Below are 21,205 nucleotides of genomic sequence, written 5' to 3'. Positions count from 1 at the left end.
ACGATAAATATTGTATTAAAATCAAAATCATAATAAATGAGTGAGGTGCTTTTGTTAAAAGGTAACAACCTTATTTTTAAAATTAGAGGAGGTATAACTATGAACATTAACAATTTGATTGTTAAAAATATGGATAACCCCCATGAGTTGGAGAAGATGTATAGAAAAGATCCGAAAGCTTTTAAAAAAGCATTCTCACAAGCATGGGACCAAAACCCTGATTCTCAGGTTCTAGGTGCTTGGTATGAAAGGTTGCATTTCAAGGAGAAAGTAAATAAAGAAAAAGCATCTTTGTTTCAAAAAGGTTTCTTATTCATGGGCCTTTTAGCTATTCTGGCCGGCATAAGCACCAGGATCATTTTCCACTTTGTTGAGCAGGAAGCAATTGCTCCAATTAACTTGGCTTTTGGTGTAATTCCCTTTATTGCTGCTTATTTTGTTTACAATAATACTCCCAAAAAAAGTATTATTTATTCCCTTGCAGCGTTGTTCCTAATTTCCGGGATGTATCTTAATACGTTGCCAGTAAATTATAAAGACAGTACCATCCTTGCTTATTTACATCTTCCTATATTTTTATGGGTCTTAGTAGGGCTTGCGTTTACAGGAAATGAATATTTAAAAGGCAGTACAAGATTAGCCTATATTAAATTTAATTTAGAATATTGTCTTCTCTACGGGAGCATGGCAGTGAGCGGAATGATACTAGCAGTATTCACCATGCGTTTATTTAGCTTTGTTGACTTAGATATAGGAGAATTCTATTTTAGTAATGTTGTTTTATTTGGAGCAGCGGCTCTCGCTATTGTGGCTGCATACTTAGTATCAATGAATCTTAAGTTTGCTAAAAATATTACACCATACATATCTAAAATTTTTAGTCCTCTCGTCCTGATCACGTTGCTTATCTATCTTATAACGGTAATTTGGGTCGGGAAAAATCCGTTCTTGGATCGCAATTTCCTAATGGCCTTCAACGGAATCCTCCTTGTTGTATTGGCTGTTACCATATTTTCTATCGTTGAAAGTGACTCGGACGAGAAAAAGAATATTTCAGATTATATAAATTTTTCCTTAATTGTTCTGGCGCTTATTATTGACACTGTCGCATTGTCAGCCATAGTATTTAGACTTTCTTCTTACGGGATTACGCCTAATAGACTTGCTGTTTTAGGAGTAAACATAGTGATTTGGGCAAATCTCATTTGGATTATGTTTGCCTATATGCGTTTCTTGCAAAATAAATCAGGACCAAAAGCTATCCAAGATGCCGTTACGAAGTTTTTGCCAATATACGGACTTTGGGCAGCTTTCGTTATATTTACGTTTCCTATCATTTTTAATTAGAAAGGATCTGTTAATGCGGGAGTGGTGAGGGCTAATAATCATTGGGGGATGAACAAAACCCCCAATGATTAAAGTTTCACTTTATTACAATTGGTATTATTACGTTTGTAGTTTCGGTAATTTCATTTGTATTGATAAATAAGAAATAAGTGTTGTATGTAATCTTTCCATAATAAAAACCGTCCCAAAATGGGACGGTTTTTTATTATGCGTATTGCCGTTTTTTCTTAATAAGCAACAAAACTTGTGAAACACAAGCTAGTACCGGTAACTCAATCAACGGTCCAATAACGAGTGCAAGTGCGATAAGAGGCTCGTCTGGAAAAGCTGTTACAGCGATAGCGAGTGCAACAGGTGAGTTTCTTGCTAACGTTGTTAAGCTTAGACTTACTGTATCTTTGTAAGATAAATGCATGATGCGCCCGATAAATTGTCCTAGTAAAAAATTAATGATGAAGAACAATAGAACAGGAACGAGTAATAATAAAACGACATTCATATTTTGCAGTAAATATTTACCTTGTGATGCAAACATCGCTACTATTGCTAAACTTAAAAATACAATTTGAGCAGAGCTGAAAAACGGAATGAGTTTATTCTCGAGAGTTTCAGCTTTTTTCATTTTATTCATAATGAATTTTGTAGCGTGTGCAAGTATAAATGGTAAGACGATTACGATAACAATACTTTCTACTAAAACAGAAACCGCTACAGTTTTCATGACACCAGCAAATAAAAATAAATAAATTGGAAGGAGTAGTACTTGCAAAATTAAATTTACAGGTAAAATTGCAGTAGAAAGTGCTACATTTCCTTTCGCTATTTCAGTAAAGATTAAGTACCAATCTGTGCATGGAGTAACCATTAACATTATAAATCCAACCCAAAGTGCTGGATGATCTGAAAGAAATAGTGCTCCTAATCCCCAAGCGAGTAAAGGTGTCCATAAGAAGTTAATAGTAAGACTTGTTCCAGCAAATTTTAAATTACGAAATCCGTTTTTTATTTCTTTTAATGGGATGCTGAGGAATAATCCATATAGCATGAAAAATAAGAAGGGGACAATAAACTGGTCTGAATACGTATGTATCATATTAAATTGTCCGAGTACGATGCCGCATGTAACAGCAAAAAGAATAATAAAAGTTTGAATCTTTTCTATAGTGCTCATGAATAAATCCTTTCTATATATGAATTTTCCTCTCTAAGTTTATTATACAAGTAATAAAGATGTATTTGGTGTTCAATTGTATTTTAGTTAATATTTTTAAATTGAGATTTTATTTTTTATTAAAAGTTACTTGACTAAAGTAAGTGACTATATTACAATCACTTACATAAGGTAATTAAATAACAAAAAGTTTCGGCGGCTTAACTTAAGGTATCTATTGGAACTTTTTCTTAGAATAAGAATTTTTATGATGATGAATAATGAATATGAAAAGAAAGATTAGGTGAAGAAAATGGGACTATTTAGCTCATTATTTGGTAAAAAAGAAGAAAATACGAATGTAGAGGGGAATAAAAAAATGTCAAAAGTATTATTTGTAAAAGCAAACGATCGTCCAGCGGAGCAAGCAGTTAGTTCAAAAATGTATGAAACATTTGTAAGTACTTATAAAGAAGCAAATCCAAATACAGAAATTACGGAATTAGATTTATTTGCATTAGATCTTCCTTATTACGGAAATATCGCGATTTCAGGTGGATATAAACGTAGCCAAGGCATGGAGTTAACAGCTGAAGAAGAGAAGGCAGTTGCTACAGTAGATCAATATTTAAATCAGTTTTTAGAAGCTGATAAGGTTGTATTTGCATTCCCATTATGGAACTTTACAGTACCAGCACCATTAATCACATATATTTCATACTTATCTCAAGCTGGAAAAACGTTTAAATATACAGCAAATGGCCCAGAAGGTTTAGTTGGTGGTAAGAAAGTAGTTGTGTTAGGTGCTCGTGGTTCAGATTACTCTTCAGAGCAAATGGCTCCTATGGAAATGGCAGTTAATTACGTAACAACTGTACTTGGATTCTGGGGAATTACAAATCCAGAGACAGTTGTAATTGAAGGACACAATCAATATCCAGATCGTTCACAACAAATTGTTGAAGAAGGTCTAGAAAACGTTAAAAAAGTAGCAGCGAAATTTTAATTTATGATAGTAAATGGAAAAACCAACATGGATGACCGTGTTGGTTTTTTAGTCTATTTTTCATGTTAAAAAATGTATATTTATAAAATAAAAGAAAAGTTCGAAAATAGTATTGCAAAATATTATATAGCAAACTATAATGAGTTCAAGAATAGTTGATACTTAAATTAAATATTCAGAAAATTCAATTAGTTAAAATTGGAAAATGAGATAAGGAAATTTGAATGGGGGTTATATTATGGCGAATAAAGTACCGTTTTCGTTCATAGTAGTTATTGGATTAATGTTATTTGCACTATTTTTTGGAGCAGGAAATTTAATTTTCCCAGCGATGCTTGGTCAATCAGCAGGAGAGAATGTATGGATTGCTAACGCTGGATTTTTAGTAACTGGTGTTGGATTACCATTACTAGGTGTACTAGCATTTGGTTTTTCAGGTAAAGATGATTTACAGTCATTAGCAAGTCGTGCTCACCCAGTGTTCGGGATTGTATTTACAACAGTTTTATACTTAGCGATCGGTCCGTTATTTGCAATACCGAGAACGGGAAATGTATCTTATGAAATTGGTCTTAAGCCGTTTATGCCAGAGGGAGTAGGTTCTACACCTTTAATTCTTTTCACAATTATATTCTTTAGCATCACTTGTTTTTTTTCGCTAAATCCCGCGAAAATTGTCGATATTGTTGGAAAAATTTTAACGCCAATTAAGTTGACTTTCATCGGTATTTTAGTAGTCGTTGCTTTTATACATCCGATTGGAGATATGCAAGCACCAGTGGAAGCTTATACATCACATGCATTCTTTAAAGGATTCCAAGAAGGATACTTAACGATGGATACGCTTGCATCATTCGTATTCGGGATTATCATCATCAATGCTATTAAAGAAAAAGGTGCGAAAACGAAAACACAAATTATGGTCGTTTGTGCAAAAGCGACAATAATTGCAGCATCTATTTTAGCAATTATCTATACAGCTCTTTCTTATATGGGTGCTTCAAGTGTTGCAAAGCTTGGACATTTAGAAAACGGCGGAGAAGTATTAGCGAAAGTTTCTAACTACTATTTCGGATCATATGGCGGAGTATTATTAGGATTAATGATTACAGTAGCTTGTTTAACAACTAGTGTGGGACTTGTATCAGCATGTTCTTCATTCTTCCATAAGTTATTCCCAAATGTTCCTTACAAAGCAATTGCAATCACGCTATGTGTATTTAGTGCAATTGTTGCAAACGTAGGATTAACACAGTTAATCGCAGTTTCTGTTCCAGTATTAACAGCAATTTATCCACTAGCAATCGTATTGATTTTCTTAACATTCTTCCATTCATTATTCAAAGGAAGAGCTGAAGTTTATCAAGTGAGCTTAATCGTAACATTTATCATCAGCTTATTCGATGGATTAAGTGCAGCTGGAGTTAACATTGAAGTAGTAAGCCAAGTGTTCACTAAATTCCTTCCGATGCAGGAAGTAGGATTAGGCTGGATCTTCCCAGCGATTATCGGTGGATTTATCGGATATGGCATTAGCGTTGTAAAAGCAAAAAATCAAGTTCAACCAGCTAGTGCGAATAAGAAAATAGGTTAAATAAAAAAGTTATAGAACTTGTTTCTATAACTTTTTTTGTTACTATTGATAAGGATAGAAAAAATAAAGTAGTAGGGGAAATAAAATGAAAAAAACAATTGATCATATCGGCATCGCAGTTCGAGATATAGATAGTACGATACGTTTTTATGAAAATGTGTTACTAGGAACTTTAATAGATCGTTACGTAAGTGAAGCTCCTGGTGTGGAAAGCGAAGTAGCCATTCTTGAAGTGGATGGAGATAGAATTGAATTACTTGCACCGACGAATAATACGACATCTCCAATTGCCCGTTTTATTAAACAAAAAGGTAAAGGTGTTCATCACGTTGCGTATCGTGTCGATGATTTAGATGTGGCTCTAGAAGAGTTAAAAGAACAAGGTATTCGGACATTAGAGCATACACTTCGGATTAATAAGCACGGTAGAAGGTTAATTTATCTTAACCCAGCGGATACTGAAGGAACGATTATCGAGTATTGTGATTATCCGGAAGAGAAATAGAAGAGGGATATTTTTTTAAAGGTGTTACGTAATAACGTAATACCTTTTTATTTATGTATTTCACATTTTCTTCACAAATGATTCACGATAACTTTTCTTCTTTGATAACTTACATAAATATATTTTATGATATAATAACAATCGACTTTAAAAATGTAAGTTGTATCTATCGTGATAGTTACTATCATATTAGAAGTTTAAAGATGGAAGAGAAATAAAGAGTTATACTTTCTAGAAGTTTATATTTAATCAGGTTAATATTTCGCCGGAGAATCAAACTTCGGAAGTTAAAGTAATGAAAATAGAGCGATGAGGAAGAAAGAAGTGAAATGAGTGTGAAAGTAATGAGAAGATTAGGGATATGGCTATTACTTGCGTGTGTGCTTATCATATTGATACCGAAAAGTGCATCTGCTCATGCGTATGTTGTGAAATCAAACCCTACGGAAAATGAAACGTTGAAGAGAGCACCATCTGTTGTGAAAATTGAATTCGATGAGGACATACAAGTTTCACGTTTTAATACATTGTATGTGAGAGATACATCAGGTAAAAGAGTCGATTTAAAAGATGCTCATATTGATAAAAAAAATAAAAAACTATTAGAAGCCGGATTAAAAGAAAATCTCAAAAATGGTCTCTACTCTATTCAGTGGAAAGCTATTTCAGCTGATGGGCATCCAATTCAAGGGGTTATTCCATTCCGTATTGGATTAGCGGAAGCGGGAACAGACGATGTACAAGTGGAAGAGATGGGGTATGTCCCGCAAATCGATATGATTATGGAACGTGGGATTCTATATACGAGTTTCTCGCTATTTTTAGGAGTTCTCTTCTTTAATCTTATTATGTATAAAGGGAATGCAACCTCGGTTCGATTAAGGAGTAAGAACATAATATGGATCTCTTTATTTGGGATATTGATTAGCTTGTTATTCAATCTACCACTGCAAGCGAAAATAAATGCTGATGTTTCATGGCTAGAAGCATTCAACCCTTTACTATTAAAAGAAACATTACAGCTTTCTGTTTTTGGTTATGTATGGATTACTCAAATGGTTCTCATTAGTACGCTTATAATTGTTACGTATTTTGCGGTGAAGCATGAGAAGTTTTCGTCGTTTAAAGTATGGAGTATTCCAATACTATTGTTTATAGGGTTACTTGTTATGAAGGCCTTTAATAGTCACGCATACGGTTTAAAGTTTAAAGACATTGCTGTCGTTATGGATTTTCTACATTTATTCGCAGCTTCATTATGGGTGGGTGGTTTATCATCTATTATTCTTCTTTTACGTAATGAGGATAACAAGTGGCATATGTATTGGGATATGATTAAGCGTTTTTCACCGTGGGCAACAGGTGCTGTCATCGTGATTTTAATAACAGGCCTTTTTAACAGTACATTTTTTATTCCAACAATCCACTCGTTATTTGATACGAAGTATGGATTGGCTTTATTAACAAAGATACTTTTATTCATTTTCATGGGGATATTGGGAATTATTCATTATGTGAAAGGGAGAATGCGAGCACAGCAAGGATTAGGAGCTACGGTGAAAGTAGAGTTTGTCATTGGAATTATCATTTTCGTAATCGTAGCTTTTATGACAAACGTACAAACACCACCGATGCCTCCTACTGGACCTTTTACAGAGAGTAAGCAATTAGATAATGGATATGAACTTACGCTAAATGTAAGTCCGAATAAGGTAGGACAAAATAAATTCCATATTACACTAAAGGATGAAAAGGGACAGCCTATTACTGATATGGAACAAATGATATTGACGACTCAATCATTAGATATGAACATGGGAAAAGGTTCATTTAAAGTTTCAGTAGTTTCACCGGGAGAATATGAAGCAGAAGGTATGTATATTAACATGACAGGAAACTGGAATATACATGTTCATGGATTAACAAAATCTCTTGATAGTTTCGATACAGATTTTAAATTTATTGTTGGTGGCAGATAAAAAGAAGCTATGTATGAAAAGGAGCTAATAGAAAATGAAACGTATAAAAAAATTAGGAACAACAATGATCGCAACAATTATTGCAATGGGAATTTTTTCGTTACCTGTTAGTGCGCACGTCACTGTAAAACCAGCAACTTCTGATATTGGTTCTTGGGAGACTTATACGATAAAAGTACCAGTTGAAAAAAATGAAGCAACGACGAAAGTTACACTGAAAATACCGTCTGGAGTAGAGTTCCAACAGTATGAACCAGTCCCAGGATGGAAAGTTGAGGAGCAAAAAGATACAGCCGGAAAAGTTAAAACTGTAGTATGGGAAGCGACAGGAGAAGGGATTTTAACTGGCCAGTTCCAGCGATTTACTTTCGTCGCTAAAAATCCGGATAAAGAGCAAAAAATAGCTTGGGACGCATATCAACAATATAAAGACGGAGAAATTGTTGAATGGACAGGTGATGAAAAAGCTGAAAAACCGCATTCACTTACTACAATTGCAAAAGGTACGTCATTAACAGGAGAACATGGTGAAGTGTCTAGTGTAGAAAAGAATGAAGGTACTAGTAATATGCAATTGATAGCAATTGTCTTATCTATTTTGGCGATAGTATCGTCGGTAAGTGCGTGTGTTCTTGTAGTACGTCGTAAAAAGTAAGACGTAAGAAAGAGCCTACAAACAGTAGGCTCTTTCTTACGTTTATTTCATTTCAACTTGCTGCCTTACAGCAAGTGTTTTCGGTTTCATATTTACAAAACAAATACTCACAACAATAAATAATAGTCCGATGAATAAGCTAATGGTAATAGCCTCATGTAAGAAAATTGAACTTACAATAATAGCTATTAGTGGAATGAGGAATGTATAAGCCCCAACTTTACTTGCTTCACCAGCTCCAACAAGTGTGAAGTATGCAAGCCACCCCATTGCAATAACAAAGAATGAAATAAAGAGAAGTACGCTAACAAATGGCATACTCCAAGCGATACTAGACCAGCTTTCAAACTCTGAACCAAATCCAATTAAGCAAAGGCCACCAATAATAAGCTGAAGTGTTACCATCCAAATGGCATTAACACGGTGACCAGTCTTCTTAATGAATACTGTGCCAAGTGCCCAGCCAATAGCGCATCCTAACGCGAGAAGGATTCCAATAACAGAAATATGTCCTGTTAAACTGCTAGAGCTAATAACGCCTACACCAATAAATCCGAGAACAAGCCCGAAAATTTTCAAGCCGTACATTGATTCTTCAAGCCATATCCACGAGAAAATACCGAGTAAAACTGGTTGTAGAAATACAATGGCGGAAAATAACCCAGCAGGCATATATTGAAGGCCGACAGTTTGTAATCCGTAAAATATAATGATGTTAAGTAAAGAAGAAATAACGTATAAATGCCACGTTTCTTTTAAATGTAACTCTTTGTATTTCGGTAATGCGAACAGGAGTAAAATGAATCCTCCAATTAAAGTTCGAACGCCTGCAAATAAAACAGGTGGTGTATAATGCAGGGCAAACTTTGATAAAGGCCAATTGATTCCCCACATGAAAACGAGAAAGGTAAGGATTATGGCCGTCTTAGTTCGAGAAAGCTGTGTCACTGAAAGACCTCCTTGTTGTTATTCATTTCACTATGATATGATATCGACTGTAATAAATAAAATGAATCTTTTTTATAAGGAGTATAAGTGATTAGTTATGACCATTACACAACTGCAAGTATTAATAAAAACTGTTGAGTTAGGTAGTTTTACGAAGGCCGCCAGGGTATTAAATATGACGCAGCCAGCTGTTAGTCATGCGATTTCAAGTATTGAGTCAGAGTTAGGCGTTACTATTCTTATACGTGATAAACGAAAAGGGCTCCTCGTTACGGATGTAGGAAACAGGATTCTTGTACATATTAGAGAGATTTTGAACGGTGTAGAGAAGATTGAACAAGAAGTTGCGATGGAGAAAGGACACGAAGTTGGGACGATTCGAATTGGTAGTTTTCCGAGTGCTTCTGCACATTTCTTACCCAAAATGATAAACCTTTTTAAGGAGAAGTATCCAAACTTAGAAGTAGTTCTTTGTGAAGGAACGATTAAAGAAGTTGAAGATTGGTTAGTATCGAGGGTTATTGATATAGGAATTGTTATTTTGCCTAATAAAGATATGGAGATTGTTCCATTAACGAAGGGGAAAATGGTTGCTATCTTAAGAGAGGATCATTCTCTCTGTAAGAAGGACTCTATTACAATTAGTGATTTAGAGAATGAACCAATCATATTATGTAAGGGCGGATACGAACCACCTATTATTGATATGTTTAAACAAGCAAATGTACCACTTCGGGCTGAGTATGTAATTTCGACAGTTACTACAGCTTTAAATATGATTCAAGAAGGATTAGGCATTGCAATATTAGCTGAATTATCTTTAACGAATTTACCAAAAAATGTGCAAACGAGAGAATTGGAACCACAAGTATGGAGAGAAATTGCTTTAGCTGTTCCTTCATTAAAGGATTCTTCAATCGCTGTGCAGCTATTTATTGAAGAATTTCAATCGCTATTTGCAGAATAAAAAGAGGTGTCTCATATATCATAATGGGACACTTTTTCATTTACTTATAAAAAATCTATGAAAAGGATTGACTTATTTTTTGGTTGTAACTATAATGATTACATCGAGGTGGTGATTACGATGAAAATTAGTAGCCGCTTTTCCATAGCTGTTCATATTTTATCTATTTTGAAAAACAATCCATCTTCACTTTGTACTTCAGACTATATGGCTGAGAGTGTCAATACAAATCCAGTAGTCATTCGTAAAATCATGTCGTACTTGAAACAAGCTGGCTTTGTTTACGTAAATCGTGGACCGGGTGGCGCGGGATTACTAAAGGATTTACATGAAATCACATTGTTAGATGTGTATCATGCAGTGAACGTAGTCGAAGAAGACAAGCTATTTCATATTCACGAGCAACCGAATCCAGATTGTCCAATTGGGGCGAATATTCAAGCGGTGTTAGAAATTATTTTAATTCAAGCACAATCCGCGATGGAAGAAGTTTTGAGAAATATTACGATGGGGCAGTTGTTTGAAACTTTGCAAGAAAAAATGAATGCTTAAATAATATTTATATTTTTTTATCATTAATGTAACTAATTTGATTATAACGATAAGGTAAGGTGTAAAAGTTATGACTGTAAAAATGAAAGTATACTCAGATTTTATATGTCCGTTTTGTTTTTTAGCAAAAGGTCCATTAGATGAGGTAGCGAAAGAGAAAGATGTAGAGATTGAATGGATGCCATTTGAATTACGTCCAAGTCCATATTCAAAAATAGATCCATGGAATGAACCAGAAAAATTAGGTTCATGGGATGCTTTCATTCTTCCGACAGCGAAGAAGTTAGGAATTGATATGCGCTTGCCACGTGTTTCACCACACCCATATACACATTTAGCTTTCGAAGGATGTCAATTTGCGAAAGAACGTGGACTAGGTAATGAGTATCATCATCGCGTATTCACAGCATTTTTCCAAGAAGAGCAAAACATTGAAGATATTGATGTGTTAACAAAATTAGCGGTAGAAGTAGGACTTCCTGAGGCGGAATTTAAAGATGCTTTAGTAACTCGTAAATATAAAGAAAAGCATCAAGAAGCAATTCAACACGCATATGATGAAGCGAATATTATGGCTGTTCCAACTGTCATGATTGGAGATGAAGTCATTCAAGGGCTTGCTAGTAAAGAAACACTAGAAAGGGTCATTGATAAAGAAATTGAAAAGGATAAAACAAATTCATTTGAAGGTATGCAATGTAATACCGATGGATATTGCTAATTCGCTTGTTATGAAATAACAAAATAAATTATAAAACAAACATTTGGAGGAATTAAAATGTCAGCAACTACAACAAACTTAAAAGAAGCAATCGTGAACCGCCGTTCAATTCGTAAAGTAACAAAAAACGATGCAATTACGAAAGAAAGAATTGAAGAAGTGTTAAAAACAGCTTTACACGCACCAACATCTTTCAATATGCAAAGTGGTCGTATGGTTGTATTAATGGATGGAGAGCATGAAAAGTTTTGGGATATCGTTAAAGAAACACTAAGAGCACGCGTACCAGCAGAAAACTTTGAAGCGACTGTAGAAAGACTAAAAGGCTTCCATGCAGGTGTAGGAACAGTTCTATTCTTTGAAGATCAAGCAACTGTAGAAAAAATGCAAGAAAATGCCCCATTATACAAAGATCAGTTCCCATTCTGGTCTCATCAAGGAAATGCGATGTTACAACATACTGTGTGGATGCTATTATCTGCTGAAGGAATTGGGGCGTCATTACAACATTACAACCCAATCGTAGATGCTGAAGTGAAAGAAACTTGGAACATTCCGGCAGAGTGGAGCTTAGTAGGTCAAATGCCATTTGGTGAACCAAACGAACAACCAGCAGAAAGAACGTTCTTGCCTACTGAAGATGTAGTGAAATTTTATTAAGAAATACAATATGTAACGAGAAGGAAGCTGTGTTTAAAAACAGCTTCCTTTTTTGTAGTGGTGTTAATTTATGCGCATTTAGGGAAGAAATATAAGAAATAATACGGTGAGAAGGGAATTAGAAAAATGAATGATGAGAAAAAATATACAGTGGTAGGTACTGATGTTGAGGAAGTAAAGCGTTTAAATAAAAATTCAGGATTAACGTATAATCAAGTGAAAGAAATGTTAGCAAAGCAAATGCAAAAAAAGAAGTAATTAGATTGAAATCTTTCATTTTTTTATTTAGCATTTTGATTGGAGAGAGTTAAGTAAAAGGTAACTCTCTTTTTTGTATAGCTAAGCATCTTATAGAGTGGAGGAAGCAACATGAAGAAATGGGTAAAGGTAACGCTGTCTATCACTGGAGGCATTTTCTTATTAGCGTGTGCCGGCGGATATCACGTATATAAAAACTATTTTTCAAAGAACCTGAGTGTATCTTATACTCTAAAAATAGAGTGTTAACGATTATCTTTCGCAGCAAAAAACGTACCGGTAAAATCGTTAGAAGAGATTATGGCGTTTAACGAATTTCCCGAAAGAATTCTCCTTCCTGGGGCGTGTGAAGGGCATAGCCCAACGATATGTGGGAGATGAATTTCGGTTTTGCGCAGCCAAAAGGCTTTGCCTTTTATTTTCACCCCCCGATATAATCAGTCTTATAGAGGGGAAGGTTGGTATATCAATGAAGTTAGATAGCAATAATCATTCAGTGTTCTTGTTGTATTATCACCTTGTATTGGTCGTGAAATACAGAAGAAATGTATTTGATGATGATATGTCAGACTATGCAAAAGACATGTTTGTCCGATTATCTGAAAACTATAACATCACATTAGTTGAATGGAATCATGATGTAGACCATGTGCATATCTTATTCAAGGCACATCCGAATACAGAAATGACAAAGTTCATTAATGCTTATAAAAGTGCAAGTTCTTGACTCATCAAGAGAGACTTTCCCCATGTGAGAAAGAAACTTTGGAAAGAAATGTTTTGGTCAAGAAGCTTTTGCTTGATTACTACGGGTGCTCCACCGATAGATGTAGTAAAGAAATATATTGAAAATCAAGGGAAAAGTGAGGTGTAGGAAATGTTAAAATCATACAAATATCGTATCTATCCAAATAAAGAACAACAAATGTTTTTCTCAAAAACATTTGGATGTGTTCGATTTGTATACAACAAGATGCTTGCAGATAGAATCAAATCTTATCAAGAATCACAGGATACACTTGATAGATCTGTTACATATCCTACGCCCGCACAATATAAGGCTGAATTTCCATTCCTAAAGGAAGTTGATAGTCTTGCGTTAGCGAATGCTCAAATGAATTTGAATAAAGCATACGCTAACTTTTTCCGGGATAAATCTATTGGATTCCCGAAATTCAAAAGTAAGAAAGATAACCACCGTAGTTATACAACAAATAACCAAAAAGGCACGGTTTACATTGAGAGTGGTTATATCAAGCTGCCCAAACTAAAGACCTTGGTAAAGATTAAACAGCACAGACAATTCTTTGGATTAATTAAGTCTACTACAGTGTCTCAAACACCTACTGGTAAATACTTTGTATCGATTTTAGTAGAAGAAAATGAGCAATTGTTTCCTAAAGTTGATGCAAAAGTTGGTATTGATGTTGGGCTAAAAGACTTTGCAATATTGTCTAATGGCAAGAAATATGAGAACCCTAAATGGTTGAGAAAAGCCGAAAGAAGATTAGCTCTTCTGCAGCGCTCTTTGTCGCGTAAAAAGAAAGGTTCAAACAATAGAAACAAGGCCAGGTTACAAGTTGCAAGACTTCATGAGAAGATTGCGAATCAACGCAATGATTTTCTTCACAAGATAAGCAATGAAATCACAAACGAAAACCAAGTAATTGTGATTGAGGACTTGAAAGTGAAGAACATGCAAAAGAATTACAAATTAGCAAAAGCAATCAGTGAAGTATCTTGGGCTACATTCAGAGAGCTCCTTGACTATAAAGCAATATGGAAAGGTCGCGATTTGATAGTCGCACCTAAGAATTATGCGAGTAGTCAATTGTGTTCTTGCTGTGGTTATAAAAATAAGGAAGTCAAGAATCTAAGCCTTAGAGAGTGGACTTGCCCTGAATGCAATAGCCATCATGATAGAGATGTAAACGCAAGTATAAACTTACTAAAATTAGCCACGTAATTGGTATTTTCTTTAGGGGTAGGTACTACCCTTATAGCTTGGTAAATATAGATAGCTAATAAAAGTATCTACTTCCCAAGAAGCTCCCACTTCAAACAGCCCGTAAGGACGTTAAGTGGTGAGTAGTTCACTAAAAAGGATAGTAAAAGACGAATAAAATACGGACAAACATTAATTGAGGGGTCTGAAAAATCTGCTATAACGAAAGAAGAGTTCGAAAACGTAGTGCAAACGAGTCGAGAAAACGCAAGAAAAGAGCTAGATAGGTATTTAGTAGAAAAAGGTTTGGATGCTCTAGTTATGATTAATAACGATGAAGTCCTTCTATCAGCTGTAGCTGGTTATCCGGAATTAGCGGTTCCTGCTGGATATGATAAAAATGGAGAACCAATCGGTGTAGTGTTTGTGGGGAAACAGTTTGGTGAAAAAGAGCTTTTCAATATTGGATATGCGTATGAACAGCAGTCTAAAAATAGAAAATCACCTAGTTTATAAAAAATTATATGAAAAATAACTGTAATCCACCGAAATATGTTGGTAGATCTCAGTTAAACGAATCTAACAATATGAAAAGAAAAAAAGGATTCTTCTTAATTAGTAAGAAAGATTGTCTATAGGAGTTCATAAAATGTAATATATTCAATTTCCATCCATTGAAGGGGGAGGTTAATTCTTAATGAATGAAGTAAAGAGTTTTTTTCGAAGTAGAGGGTTTCAACGGTTTCTCGTTTTAATAATAGTAGCGCTTGTATTATATGCATTAAAAAGTATGATCAATTTAATATTAATTACGTTTATACTGACGTTTTTAATGGATCGATTTCAACGTTTTATTTCAAGAAAATTGAAAGTAAACCGGAAAATTGTTATTGCATGTTTGTATATAATACTAGTTTCCTTTATTGGCACAACATTATATAAATATTTACCTGTGCTGACGATACAAATTTCACAATTAATTTATCAATTTAAAATATTTTTTCAAAATCCACCTGATAATGAAATCGTTAAATATGCACTTTCGACAATTAATGGGATGGAAGTATCAAAATATATAGAACAAGGTGTAGATGTCATATATCAATCAATAGCAAATATAGGGAAGGTAAGTTTACAAATATTATTATCTCTAATTTTAAGCTTATTTTTCTTATTAGAAAAAGAGCGTATTATTACATTTACATCTAAGTTTAAAGACAGTAAGCTAAAGATCTTTTATGAGGAAATTGCATATTTTGGTGAAAGATTTGCAAGATCGTTCGGTAAAGTAATTGAAGCTCAGTTTTTAATTGCCGTTGTAAATTGTATTCTTACTGTCATTGCATTAATCGTTTTAGGATTTCCACAGCTACTCGTATTAGCTGTTATGGTTTTCTTACTAGGGTTGATTCCTGTTGCAGGTGTGATTATTTCTTTGTTTCCACTTTGTATCATTGCTTACAACGTAGGCGGGGTTATGTACGTAGTATACATAATCGTGTTCATAACAGTAATCCACGCTCTTGAAAGTTATTTTTTAAATCCGAAGTTTATGTCTGCAAAAACAAATTTACCAATCTTTTATACATTTATGATTCTCATCTTCTCAGAGCATTTTCTCGGAATATGGGGGCTTATTATCGGGATACCAATCTTTATCTTTTTATTAGATGTACTTGATATAAATAATGAGGATGCGACTAAAAAATAAGAAATGATAGAAAATCATTAAAAGGTCATAGGGGATAAAGAAAATAAAAAAGCAATCCAAAATAAATTGGATTGCTTTTTATCTTAATTAAAGAACCGGAGCCATTGTTTCTTTTAATACTTGAACAGAATGATCGAATTTTAATTCTTCTTCTTCACTTAATTCAACCTCTAAAATTTCACGAACACCGCCGCGATTTAAAACAGCAGGCACCCCGATATAAACATCTTTTTGACCATATTGACCTTCTAAGTAAGCTGATACAGTTAATACACTATTTTCGTCGTTTAAAATTGCTTTTGTAACACGTAGAAGTGACATACCGATACCATAATAAGTTGCGCCTTTACGTTCAATAATATGGTAAGCTGCATCACGGACGTTTATGAAAATTTTGTCTAAATCTTCTTGATTATACGTGTTGTCTTTTTCAAGCAGTGTTTGTAGTTTTTGGATACCAACGGAAACATGACTCCAAACAGGAAGTTCAGTATCGCCGTGTTCGCCGATAATATAAGCGTGAATGTTGTGTGGACCAATATCGAAGTACTCACCTAACATATAGCGGAAACGAGCAGAATCAAGCGTTGTACCAGAACCGATTACACGTTCTTTCGGTAAACCAGATTCTTTCCAAGTTACGTAAGTTAAAATATCTACAGGGTTTGTTGCGATTAAGAAGATGCCATCAAATCCGCTATCCATAATACTGCGAACGATTTGTTTAAAGATTTTGGCGTTTTTCTCAACTAAATCTAAACGTGTTTCGCCTGGCTTTTGTGGTAATCCAGCTGTAATAACTACAAGGTCAGCATCTTTACAATCTTCGTAGCTGCCTTTCCATACTCTAGTTGGAGCTGGGGCGAATGGAACAGCATGACTTAAATCCATTGCTTCCCCTTCAGCTTTTGCTTCATTTACATCGACTAAAACAAATTCTTCAGCTACGGCTTGGTTAATCATGCAGTAAGCATAACTACATCCAACTGCTCCTGTTCCTACTAATACAACACGGTTAATACCTTTTTTCATTTCAAAATTCCTCGCAATTTCATTGATTTTATTATGTAAGATAATACGTCTTACTTCTATAGAGTCATATCTAGTTTATTACATTTTATAAAAGATATTCAAGTATTTGAAAATGTATCCGTGCAAATCCGCGAACAAAACATAGGAATTCAGTGAACCGAATATAATTCAGTAAAATCCTTTGTAAAAGGGGAAATGGCATGGGGAACCCATTAGCGATGGAAGAAATGCTTCATATTATTCATGCAGGGCTTGTCAAAAAGAATAACCCAAAACGGATTACGATTGCAGGTGCAGGGATTTCTGGATTAGTTGCAGGTTCTTTATTAAAAGAGGCTGGGCACGAAGTAACGATTATAGAAGCAAATAACAGAATAGGTGGCAGGGTGTATACGATTCGGGAACCATTTAGTGTGGGTTTATATTTTAATGCGGGACCGATGAGAATCCCTGACACCCATAAGTTAACCTTAGCGTATATTCATAAATTTAAACTACCTTTAAACCTTTTTATAAATAAAACTTTTGCAGATATCATTTATACGAATAACATTCAAACGAGATTGAATGTGTTTGAAAATGATCCAAGTGTACTTGAATATCCGGTTTTGGATAAAGAAAGAGGAAAAACGGCAGAAGAGCTAATGATTGAAGTATTAGAACCAATACTAAATTATATTAAGAAGGATCCTGATAAAAACTGGCTTATCGTTGAAAAAAAGTATAAAACGTATTCGCTTGGTTCATTTTTAATGGAGTATTATTCAGATGGTGCAATAGATATGATTGGGGTACTTCTTGATATGGAAGCTTATATGGGAATGTCCTTAATTGAAGTATTACGTGAAATGATTTTCTTTACTTCAACGACGAAATATTATGAAATAACTGGTGGAATGGATAAGTTATCGAATGCATTCTTACCACAATTAAGGGAACATATTTTAATGCCATATAAGGTTGATAAAATTATACAAGAAGATAATAAAGTAATGTTACAAGGAAATCATGAACAAACGTTAGAGCAATTTACAATAACAAGTGATTTTGCTATTATTACAATTCCATTTTCAGCGTTAAGATTTGTAGAAGTTCAGCCATACTATTTATTCTCTTATTTTAAAAAAAGAGCAATTCGTGAATTAAATTATATTGCTGCAACTAAAATTGCAATAGAGTTTAAAAGTAGATTTTGGGAGAAAGCGGGACAGTGTGGCGGTAAATCTATTACTGATTTACCGATACGGTTTACATACTATCCGAGTTATGGCATTCATACTCCAGGACCAGCTATCGTTATAGCAAGTTATACGTGGGCAGATGAGGCGTTAACATGGGATAGTCTCCCGCAAAGAGATCGTATTCGTTACGCATTAAAAAATTTAGCGGAAATATACGGTGACATCGTCTATAGTGAGTTTGTCACTGGAACATCTTTTAGCTGGAGTAAAAATCCGTATTCTTGCGGTGCATTTACAGCTTTCGAACCAGGCCAAGAGCTCGAGTTATTTCCGTATATTACACCACCATCTGGAAAAGTACATTTTGCAGGAGAGCATACGACATTAACACATGGATGGATGCAAGGGGCAATTGAGTCTGGAGTTAGAGTTGCATATGAAGTAAATGAACAGTGAATCTCTTATATTTACAAATGGTCATTCTTTTAATAAAATGATAAATATAAATCGTAATTATTACGCTTTGAATACATTTGAAGTAAAGAAATGGATGGTCGGTTGAATGAATAAAGTGGAGATTCATATATTAGGTGGTTTTTTAGGTAGTGGAAAATCAACATTATTACAAAATTTATTGTTAGCAGAGAAAAAGAAGAATAGAAAAGTTGCAGTATTAATGAATGAAATTGGTGAATACTCGGTAGATACAGATATTATTGGAAAAGAGAATGTTTTAAGAGAACTTCTTAAAGGATGTATTTGTTGTACATTAAAAGAAGAGCTTGAAATACAATTACATTCGTTATACCAACAAGAAAGACCAGATGTAATTTATATAGAAACGACAGGTGTTGCGCATCCAATTGAAGTGTTAGACGCGTGTGTCTCGCCAATTTTAGCTCCTTTTCTGGAAGTGAAATCAATTGTAGTCGTTTTAGATGCAGTAAGGTGGTTAAATCGAAGTATATTAAGTGCAAATGTACAACAGCTATTGCATGAGCAACTGAAATTTGGTAGTCACATTCTTGTTAATAAAGCAGATTTACTAACAGATGAAGATAAGAATACAGTATTTGAAGAAGTAAAGGCAATAAATGATCATGCGAAAATGTATGAGACAAAGTATTGTAATATATCTTTAAAAGATATAGAAGAAGCAGAATTTCCAAATGATGAGGAACACGAGACACTACATGTCAAACAGCATTTACATATACAAACAATGACGTATCAATTTACGAAACCGATTGATCAAGACAAATTATATGAATGGCTTTCGAATTTACCAGATAGTATTTATCGAGTAAAAGGTTTTGTGAAATTCCATGGAGATAAATACCCTCACCTATTCCAATATTCGTTCGGAGTACCAACTTTATTAGAACAAGACTTCGGTTTCCCGACAAACTTAGTAGTAATAGGAGAAGGACTAGATAAGAAACAATTGGCTGAAGGGTTAGAGAAAGTAGAACTTAACTCTAATTAAGGGGAAAAGACTAACTTAAAAATAAGTTAGTCTTTTTGTATGGTCATTACTGAAATGAAACAGTATTTTCAATTGGATTGCAGAATATATATTGATTGTATGTCCGTTTCCATTACATAGGAAGGTGATTATATATTTGTGCCGAATGTAGAGGGTACTACAAGAGTTTTCCATTATCTATCGAATTAGTTAGTCATGATTACGGACAGGGGATTTTGGCGTGTTTGATTCTATCAGAAAGTAAAGTATGGGGAGGATCACAATGTCGATGAAAAAACGTAAGTGGCTAAAAACAATGTTTACTGGTTGTGTTTTAGGTTCGTTATTAATAACGGCAGCTTGTTCAGGAAAGAAAACAAGTACAGAGGATGAAAAAACGATTAAGGTAGGAGTCCTTGCTTCTTTAACAGGACCGCTAGAATCGTATGGAAAACAAACAGTGAACGGATTTGAATTAGGGTTAGATTATGCAACTGGTGGAACTGGGAAAGTAGATGGGAAAAAGATTAAGTTTGTTGTAGAAGATACAGAAACGAAAGCGGATGTAGCAGTTAAAAAAGCTACGAAGTTATTAGAAGAAGAGAAAGTTGATTTTTTAGTTGGATCGTCTAGTTCAAGTGATACGTTAGCGGTTTTACCACTGGCCGGGGAATATGAAAAGATTATGGTTGTAGAACCGGCAGTTGCGGATAGTATTACCGGGAAGAACTGGAATAAATATATTTTTAGAACTGGAAGAAGTTCCTCACAAGATGCGATTGCAGGAGCAGCAGCAATTGCGAAAAAAGATGTAAAGATTGCGACATTTGCCCCAGATAACGCTTTTGGTCGTGAAGGGATTGCTGCATTTAAAGCGGGTGCGAAAAAATTAGGTGCGAACATTGTGAATGAGCAATACGCGGATACAAATTCAACAGATTTTACAGCGAATATTCAAAATATCATTAGTTCAAAACCAGATTATTTATTTATCGTTTGGGCAGGGGCAAATTCACCTTGGAAACAGTTGAAAGATATGAATGTGGAAGCGCAAGGTATTAAAATTTCTACAGGTGCGCCAGATATACCAGCATTAAAAACAATGGATGCATTAGTAGGTATGCGAGGTTTTTCTGTATATTATCACACACTTCCAAAAAATAAAGTGAATGATTGGCTAGTTGAAGAGCATAAAAAACGTTTTAATGGTGCAGTGCCAGATTTGTTTACAGCAGGAGGAATGTCAGCAGCAATTTCTATTGTAGAAGCCTTAAAGAAAACAAAAGGTGATACAGATGTAGATACCTTGATTAAGAAAATGGAAGGAATGGAATTTGATACACCGAAAGGAAAGATGAAGTTTAGAGAGAAGGACCACCAAGCGATGCAGACACTGTATTCTATCACATTGAAAAAGCAAGACGGTGTTGATTATCCGGTGCCAGTGTTAGAGCGAGAATTAACGATGAAAGAAACAGAACCACCAGTTCAAAATAAATAGACTGAATTTTCTGTTGCTTTTGTATAAA

The 21,205-nt window shown here is 34.5% G+C and carries 20 protein-coding genes and 2 pseudogenes; 19 read left to right on the top strand and 3 right to left on the bottom strand.

The features are described from left to right. The first annotated feature begins 99 nt into the window (after window positions 1–99). The gene (locus tag MRP26_RS02510; protein WP_197241802.1) at window positions 100–1,347 is read left to right on the top strand and encodes a DUF4153 domain-containing protein; all 1,248 of its coding nucleotides are present in this window, start codon (window positions 100–102) and stop codon (window positions 1,345–1,347) included. A gap of 205 nt (window positions 1,348–1,552) precedes the next feature. On the opposite strand, the gene MRP26_RS02505 is transcribed toward MRP26_RS02510, so the two are convergent. Next, window positions 1,553–2,518: an arsenic resistance protein gene (locus MRP26_RS02505; protein WP_061660355.1), complete on the bottom strand. Its 966-nt coding sequence runs from the start codon at window positions 2,516–2,518 to the stop codon at window positions 1,553–1,555. A gap of 292 nt (window positions 2,519–2,810) precedes the next feature. Between MRP26_RS02505 and MRP26_RS02500 the strand changes: the two genes are divergently transcribed. The 5 genes from MRP26_RS02500 to MRP26_RS02480 all read left to right on the top strand — a co-directional run bounded on the left by MRP26_RS02500 (window position 2,811) and on the right by MRP26_RS02480 (window position 8,236). Beyond that, window positions 2,811–3,503 (top strand): FMN-dependent NADH-azoreductase, encoded by a 693-nt coding sequence (locus MRP26_RS02500; RefSeq protein ID WP_000522528.1) that lies wholly within the window; start codon window positions 2,811–2,813, stop codon window positions 3,501–3,503. Window positions 3,504–3,741: 238 nt separating this feature from the next. Continuing rightward, entirely contained in the window at window positions 3,742–5,097 is a 1,356-nt protein-coding gene (gene brnQ, locus MRP26_RS02495) for a branched-chain amino acid transport system II carrier protein (RefSeq protein ID WP_197241801.1), read from the top strand. An 85-nt stretch (window positions 5,098–5,182) separates the two neighbouring features. After that, a complete protein-coding gene (locus MRP26_RS02490) occupies window positions 5,183–5,602 on the top strand; it encodes a VOC family protein (protein WP_000750850.1) in 420 nt (139 codons plus the stop codon). Between the two features lie 329 nt (window positions 5,603–5,931). Next, on the top strand, window positions 5,932–7,581 hold the full coding sequence (locus tag MRP26_RS02485) for a copper resistance CopC/CopD family protein (RefSeq protein ID WP_141544858.1): 1,650 nt from the start codon (window positions 5,932–5,934) through the stop codon (window positions 7,579–7,581). Between the two features lie 34 nt (window positions 7,582–7,615). Continuing rightward, entirely contained in the window at window positions 7,616–8,236 is a 621-nt protein-coding gene (locus tag MRP26_RS02480) for a YcnI family copper-binding membrane protein (protein ID WP_065228652.1), read from the top strand. 42 nt (window positions 8,237–8,278) lie between these two features. On the opposite strand, the gene MRP26_RS02475 is transcribed toward MRP26_RS02480, so the two are convergent. Next, window positions 8,279–9,184 carry a DMT family transporter gene (locus tag MRP26_RS02475; RefSeq protein WP_023521703.1) on the bottom strand — a complete coding sequence of 302 codons (906 nt, stop codon included), beginning with the start codon at window positions 9,182–9,184 and terminating at the stop codon, window positions 8,279–8,281. A gap of 97 nt (window positions 9,185–9,281) precedes the next feature. On the opposite strand from MRP26_RS02475, the gene MRP26_RS02470 reads away from it, so the two are divergent. The 10 genes and pseudogenes from MRP26_RS02470 to MRP26_RS02430 all read left to right on the top strand — a co-directional run bounded on the left by MRP26_RS02470 (window position 9,282) and on the right by MRP26_RS02430 (window position 15,998). Next, window positions 9,282–10,151, top strand: a complete 870-nt coding sequence (locus MRP26_RS02470) for a LysR family transcriptional regulator (RefSeq protein ID WP_000156774.1) — start codon at window positions 9,282–9,284, stop codon at window positions 10,149–10,151. A gap of 120 nt (window positions 10,152–10,271) precedes the next feature. Then, the gene (locus MRP26_RS02465) at window positions 10,272–10,703 is read left to right on the top strand and encodes an Rrf2 family transcriptional regulator (protein ID WP_000704073.1); all 432 of its coding nucleotides are present in this window, start codon (window positions 10,272–10,274) and stop codon (window positions 10,701–10,703) included. A gap of 70 nt (window positions 10,704–10,773) precedes the next feature. Beyond that, window positions 10,774–11,424 (top strand): DsbA family oxidoreductase, encoded by a 651-nt coding sequence (locus MRP26_RS02460; protein WP_000216673.1) that lies wholly within the window; start codon window positions 10,774–10,776, stop codon window positions 11,422–11,424. A gap of 57 nt (window positions 11,425–11,481) precedes the next feature. Further along, window positions 11,482–12,084, top strand: a complete 603-nt coding sequence (locus MRP26_RS02455) for a nitroreductase family protein (protein ID WP_001277021.1) — start codon at window positions 11,482–11,484, stop codon at window positions 12,082–12,084. A 126-nt stretch (window positions 12,085–12,210) separates the two neighbouring features. Further along, entirely contained in the window at window positions 12,211–12,342 is a 132-nt protein-coding gene (locus MRP26_RS30740) for a hypothetical protein (RefSeq protein ID WP_000997344.1), read from the top strand. A gap of 111 nt (window positions 12,343–12,453) precedes the next feature. Then, window positions 12,454–12,591, top strand: a complete 138-nt coding sequence (locus MRP26_RS02450) for a hypothetical protein (protein ID WP_197241899.1) — start codon at window positions 12,454–12,456, stop codon at window positions 12,589–12,591. 220 nt (window positions 12,592–12,811) lie between these two features. Beyond that, window positions 12,812–13,216: pseudogene (gene tnpA, locus MRP26_RS02445) on the top strand (IS200/IS605 family transposase). A gap of 3 nt (window positions 13,217–13,219) precedes the next feature. Then, window positions 13,220–14,308 carry an IS200/IS605 family element RNA-guided endonuclease TnpB gene (tnpB, locus tag MRP26_RS02440; protein ID WP_069355419.1) on the top strand — a complete coding sequence of 363 codons (1,089 nt, stop codon included), beginning with the start codon at window positions 13,220–13,222 and terminating at the stop codon, window positions 14,306–14,308. Window positions 14,309–14,434: 126 nt separating this feature from the next. Next, window positions 14,435–14,803, top strand: a pseudogene (locus MRP26_RS02435) (amidase family protein); the annotation flags it as partial. A 181-nt stretch (window positions 14,804–14,984) separates the two neighbouring features. Continuing rightward, window positions 14,985–15,998 (top strand): AI-2E family transporter, encoded by a 1,014-nt coding sequence (locus tag MRP26_RS02430; RefSeq protein WP_197241799.1) that lies wholly within the window; start codon window positions 14,985–14,987, stop codon window positions 15,996–15,998. 87 nt (window positions 15,999–16,085) lie between these two features. Here MRP26_RS02430 and MRP26_RS02425 read toward each other — a convergent pair whose 3' ends face one another. After that, window positions 16,086–17,030: an L-lactate dehydrogenase gene (locus MRP26_RS02425; RefSeq protein ID WP_000715322.1), complete on the bottom strand. Its 945-nt coding sequence runs from the start codon at window positions 17,028–17,030 to the stop codon at window positions 16,086–16,088. A gap of 200 nt (window positions 17,031–17,230) precedes the next feature. Between MRP26_RS02425 and MRP26_RS02420 the strand changes: the two genes are divergently transcribed. From MRP26_RS02420 to MRP26_RS02410, 3 genes are all read left to right on the top strand, one after another. Further along, window positions 17,231–18,667, top strand: coding sequence for a flavin monoamine oxidase family protein (locus MRP26_RS02420; RefSeq protein WP_000528002.1), 1,437 nt, complete (start codon window positions 17,231–17,233; stop codon window positions 18,665–18,667). Window positions 18,668–18,773: 106 nt separating this feature from the next. Further along, a complete protein-coding gene (locus MRP26_RS02415) occupies window positions 18,774–19,697 on the top strand; it encodes a CobW family GTP-binding protein (protein ID WP_001044939.1) in 924 nt (307 codons plus the stop codon). Window positions 19,698–19,959: 262 nt separating this feature from the next. Continuing rightward, window positions 19,960–21,177: a substrate-binding domain-containing protein gene (locus MRP26_RS02410; RefSeq protein WP_197241798.1), complete on the top strand. Its 1,218-nt coding sequence runs from the start codon at window positions 19,960–19,962 to the stop codon at window positions 21,175–21,177. Window positions 21,178–21,205: the final 28 nt, after the last annotated feature.

This window comes from Bacillus sp. CCB-MMP212, assembly GCF_022748145.1.
Lineage (GTDB): Bacteria > Bacillota > Bacilli > Bacillales > Bacillaceae_G > Bacillus_A > Bacillus_A cereus.
Note: the sequence above shows the minus strand (reverse complement) of the source record. Positions and strands in the feature narration are given on the sequence as shown.

Excerpts from the sequence above, each read along its gene's own strand:
- MRP26_RS02510 (WP_197241802.1), top strand. The coding sequence starts at position 100 with ATGAACATTAACAATTTGATTGTTAAAAATATGGATAACCCCCATGAG.
- MRP26_RS02505 (WP_061660355.1), bottom strand. The coding sequence starts at position 2,518 with ATGAGCACTATAGAAAAGATTCAAACTTTTATTATTCTTTTTGCTGTT.
- MRP26_RS02500 (WP_000522528.1), top strand. The coding sequence starts at position 2,811 with ATGGGACTATTTAGCTCATTATTTGGTAAAAAAGAAGAAAATACGAAT.
- brnQ (WP_197241801.1), top strand. The coding sequence starts at position 3,742 with ATGGCGAATAAAGTACCGTTTTCGTTCATAGTAGTTATTGGATTAATG.
- MRP26_RS02490 (WP_000750850.1), top strand. The coding sequence starts at position 5,183 with ATGAAAAAAACAATTGATCATATCGGCATCGCAGTTCGAGATATAGAT.
- MRP26_RS02485 (WP_141544858.1), top strand. The coding sequence starts at position 5,932 with ATGAGTGTGAAAGTAATGAGAAGATTAGGGATATGGCTATTACTTGCG.
- MRP26_RS02480 (WP_065228652.1), top strand. The coding sequence starts at position 7,616 with ATGAAACGTATAAAAAAATTAGGAACAACAATGATCGCAACAATTATT.
- MRP26_RS02470 (WP_000156774.1), top strand. The coding sequence starts at position 9,282 with ATGACCATTACACAACTGCAAGTATTAATAAAAACTGTTGAGTTAGGT.
- MRP26_RS02465 (WP_000704073.1), top strand. The coding sequence starts at position 10,272 with ATGAAAATTAGTAGCCGCTTTTCCATAGCTGTTCATATTTTATCTATT.
- MRP26_RS02460 (WP_000216673.1), top strand. The coding sequence starts at position 10,774 with ATGACTGTAAAAATGAAAGTATACTCAGATTTTATATGTCCGTTTTGT.
- MRP26_RS02455 (WP_001277021.1), top strand. The coding sequence starts at position 11,482 with ATGTCAGCAACTACAACAAACTTAAAAGAAGCAATCGTGAACCGCCGT.
- MRP26_RS30740 (WP_000997344.1), top strand. The coding sequence starts at position 12,211 with ATGAATGATGAGAAAAAATATACAGTGGTAGGTACTGATGTTGAGGAA.
- MRP26_RS02450 (WP_197241899.1), top strand. The coding sequence starts at position 12,454 with ATGAAGAAATGGGTAAAGGTAACGCTGTCTATCACTGGAGGCATTTTC.
- tnpB (WP_069355419.1), top strand. The coding sequence starts at position 13,220 with ATGTTAAAATCATACAAATATCGTATCTATCCAAATAAAGAACAACAA.
- MRP26_RS02430 (WP_197241799.1), top strand. The coding sequence starts at position 14,985 with ATGAATGAAGTAAAGAGTTTTTTTCGAAGTAGAGGGTTTCAACGGTTT.
- MRP26_RS02425 (WP_000715322.1), bottom strand. The coding sequence starts at position 17,030 with ATGAAAAAAGGTATTAACCGTGTTGTATTAGTAGGAACAGGAGCAGTT.
- MRP26_RS02420 (WP_000528002.1), top strand. The coding sequence starts at position 17,231 with ATGGGGAACCCATTAGCGATGGAAGAAATGCTTCATATTATTCATGCA.
- MRP26_RS02415 (WP_001044939.1), top strand. The coding sequence starts at position 18,774 with ATGAATAAAGTGGAGATTCATATATTAGGTGGTTTTTTAGGTAGTGGA.
- MRP26_RS02410 (WP_197241798.1), top strand. The coding sequence starts at position 19,960 with ATGTCGATGAAAAAACGTAAGTGGCTAAAAACAATGTTTACTGGTTGT.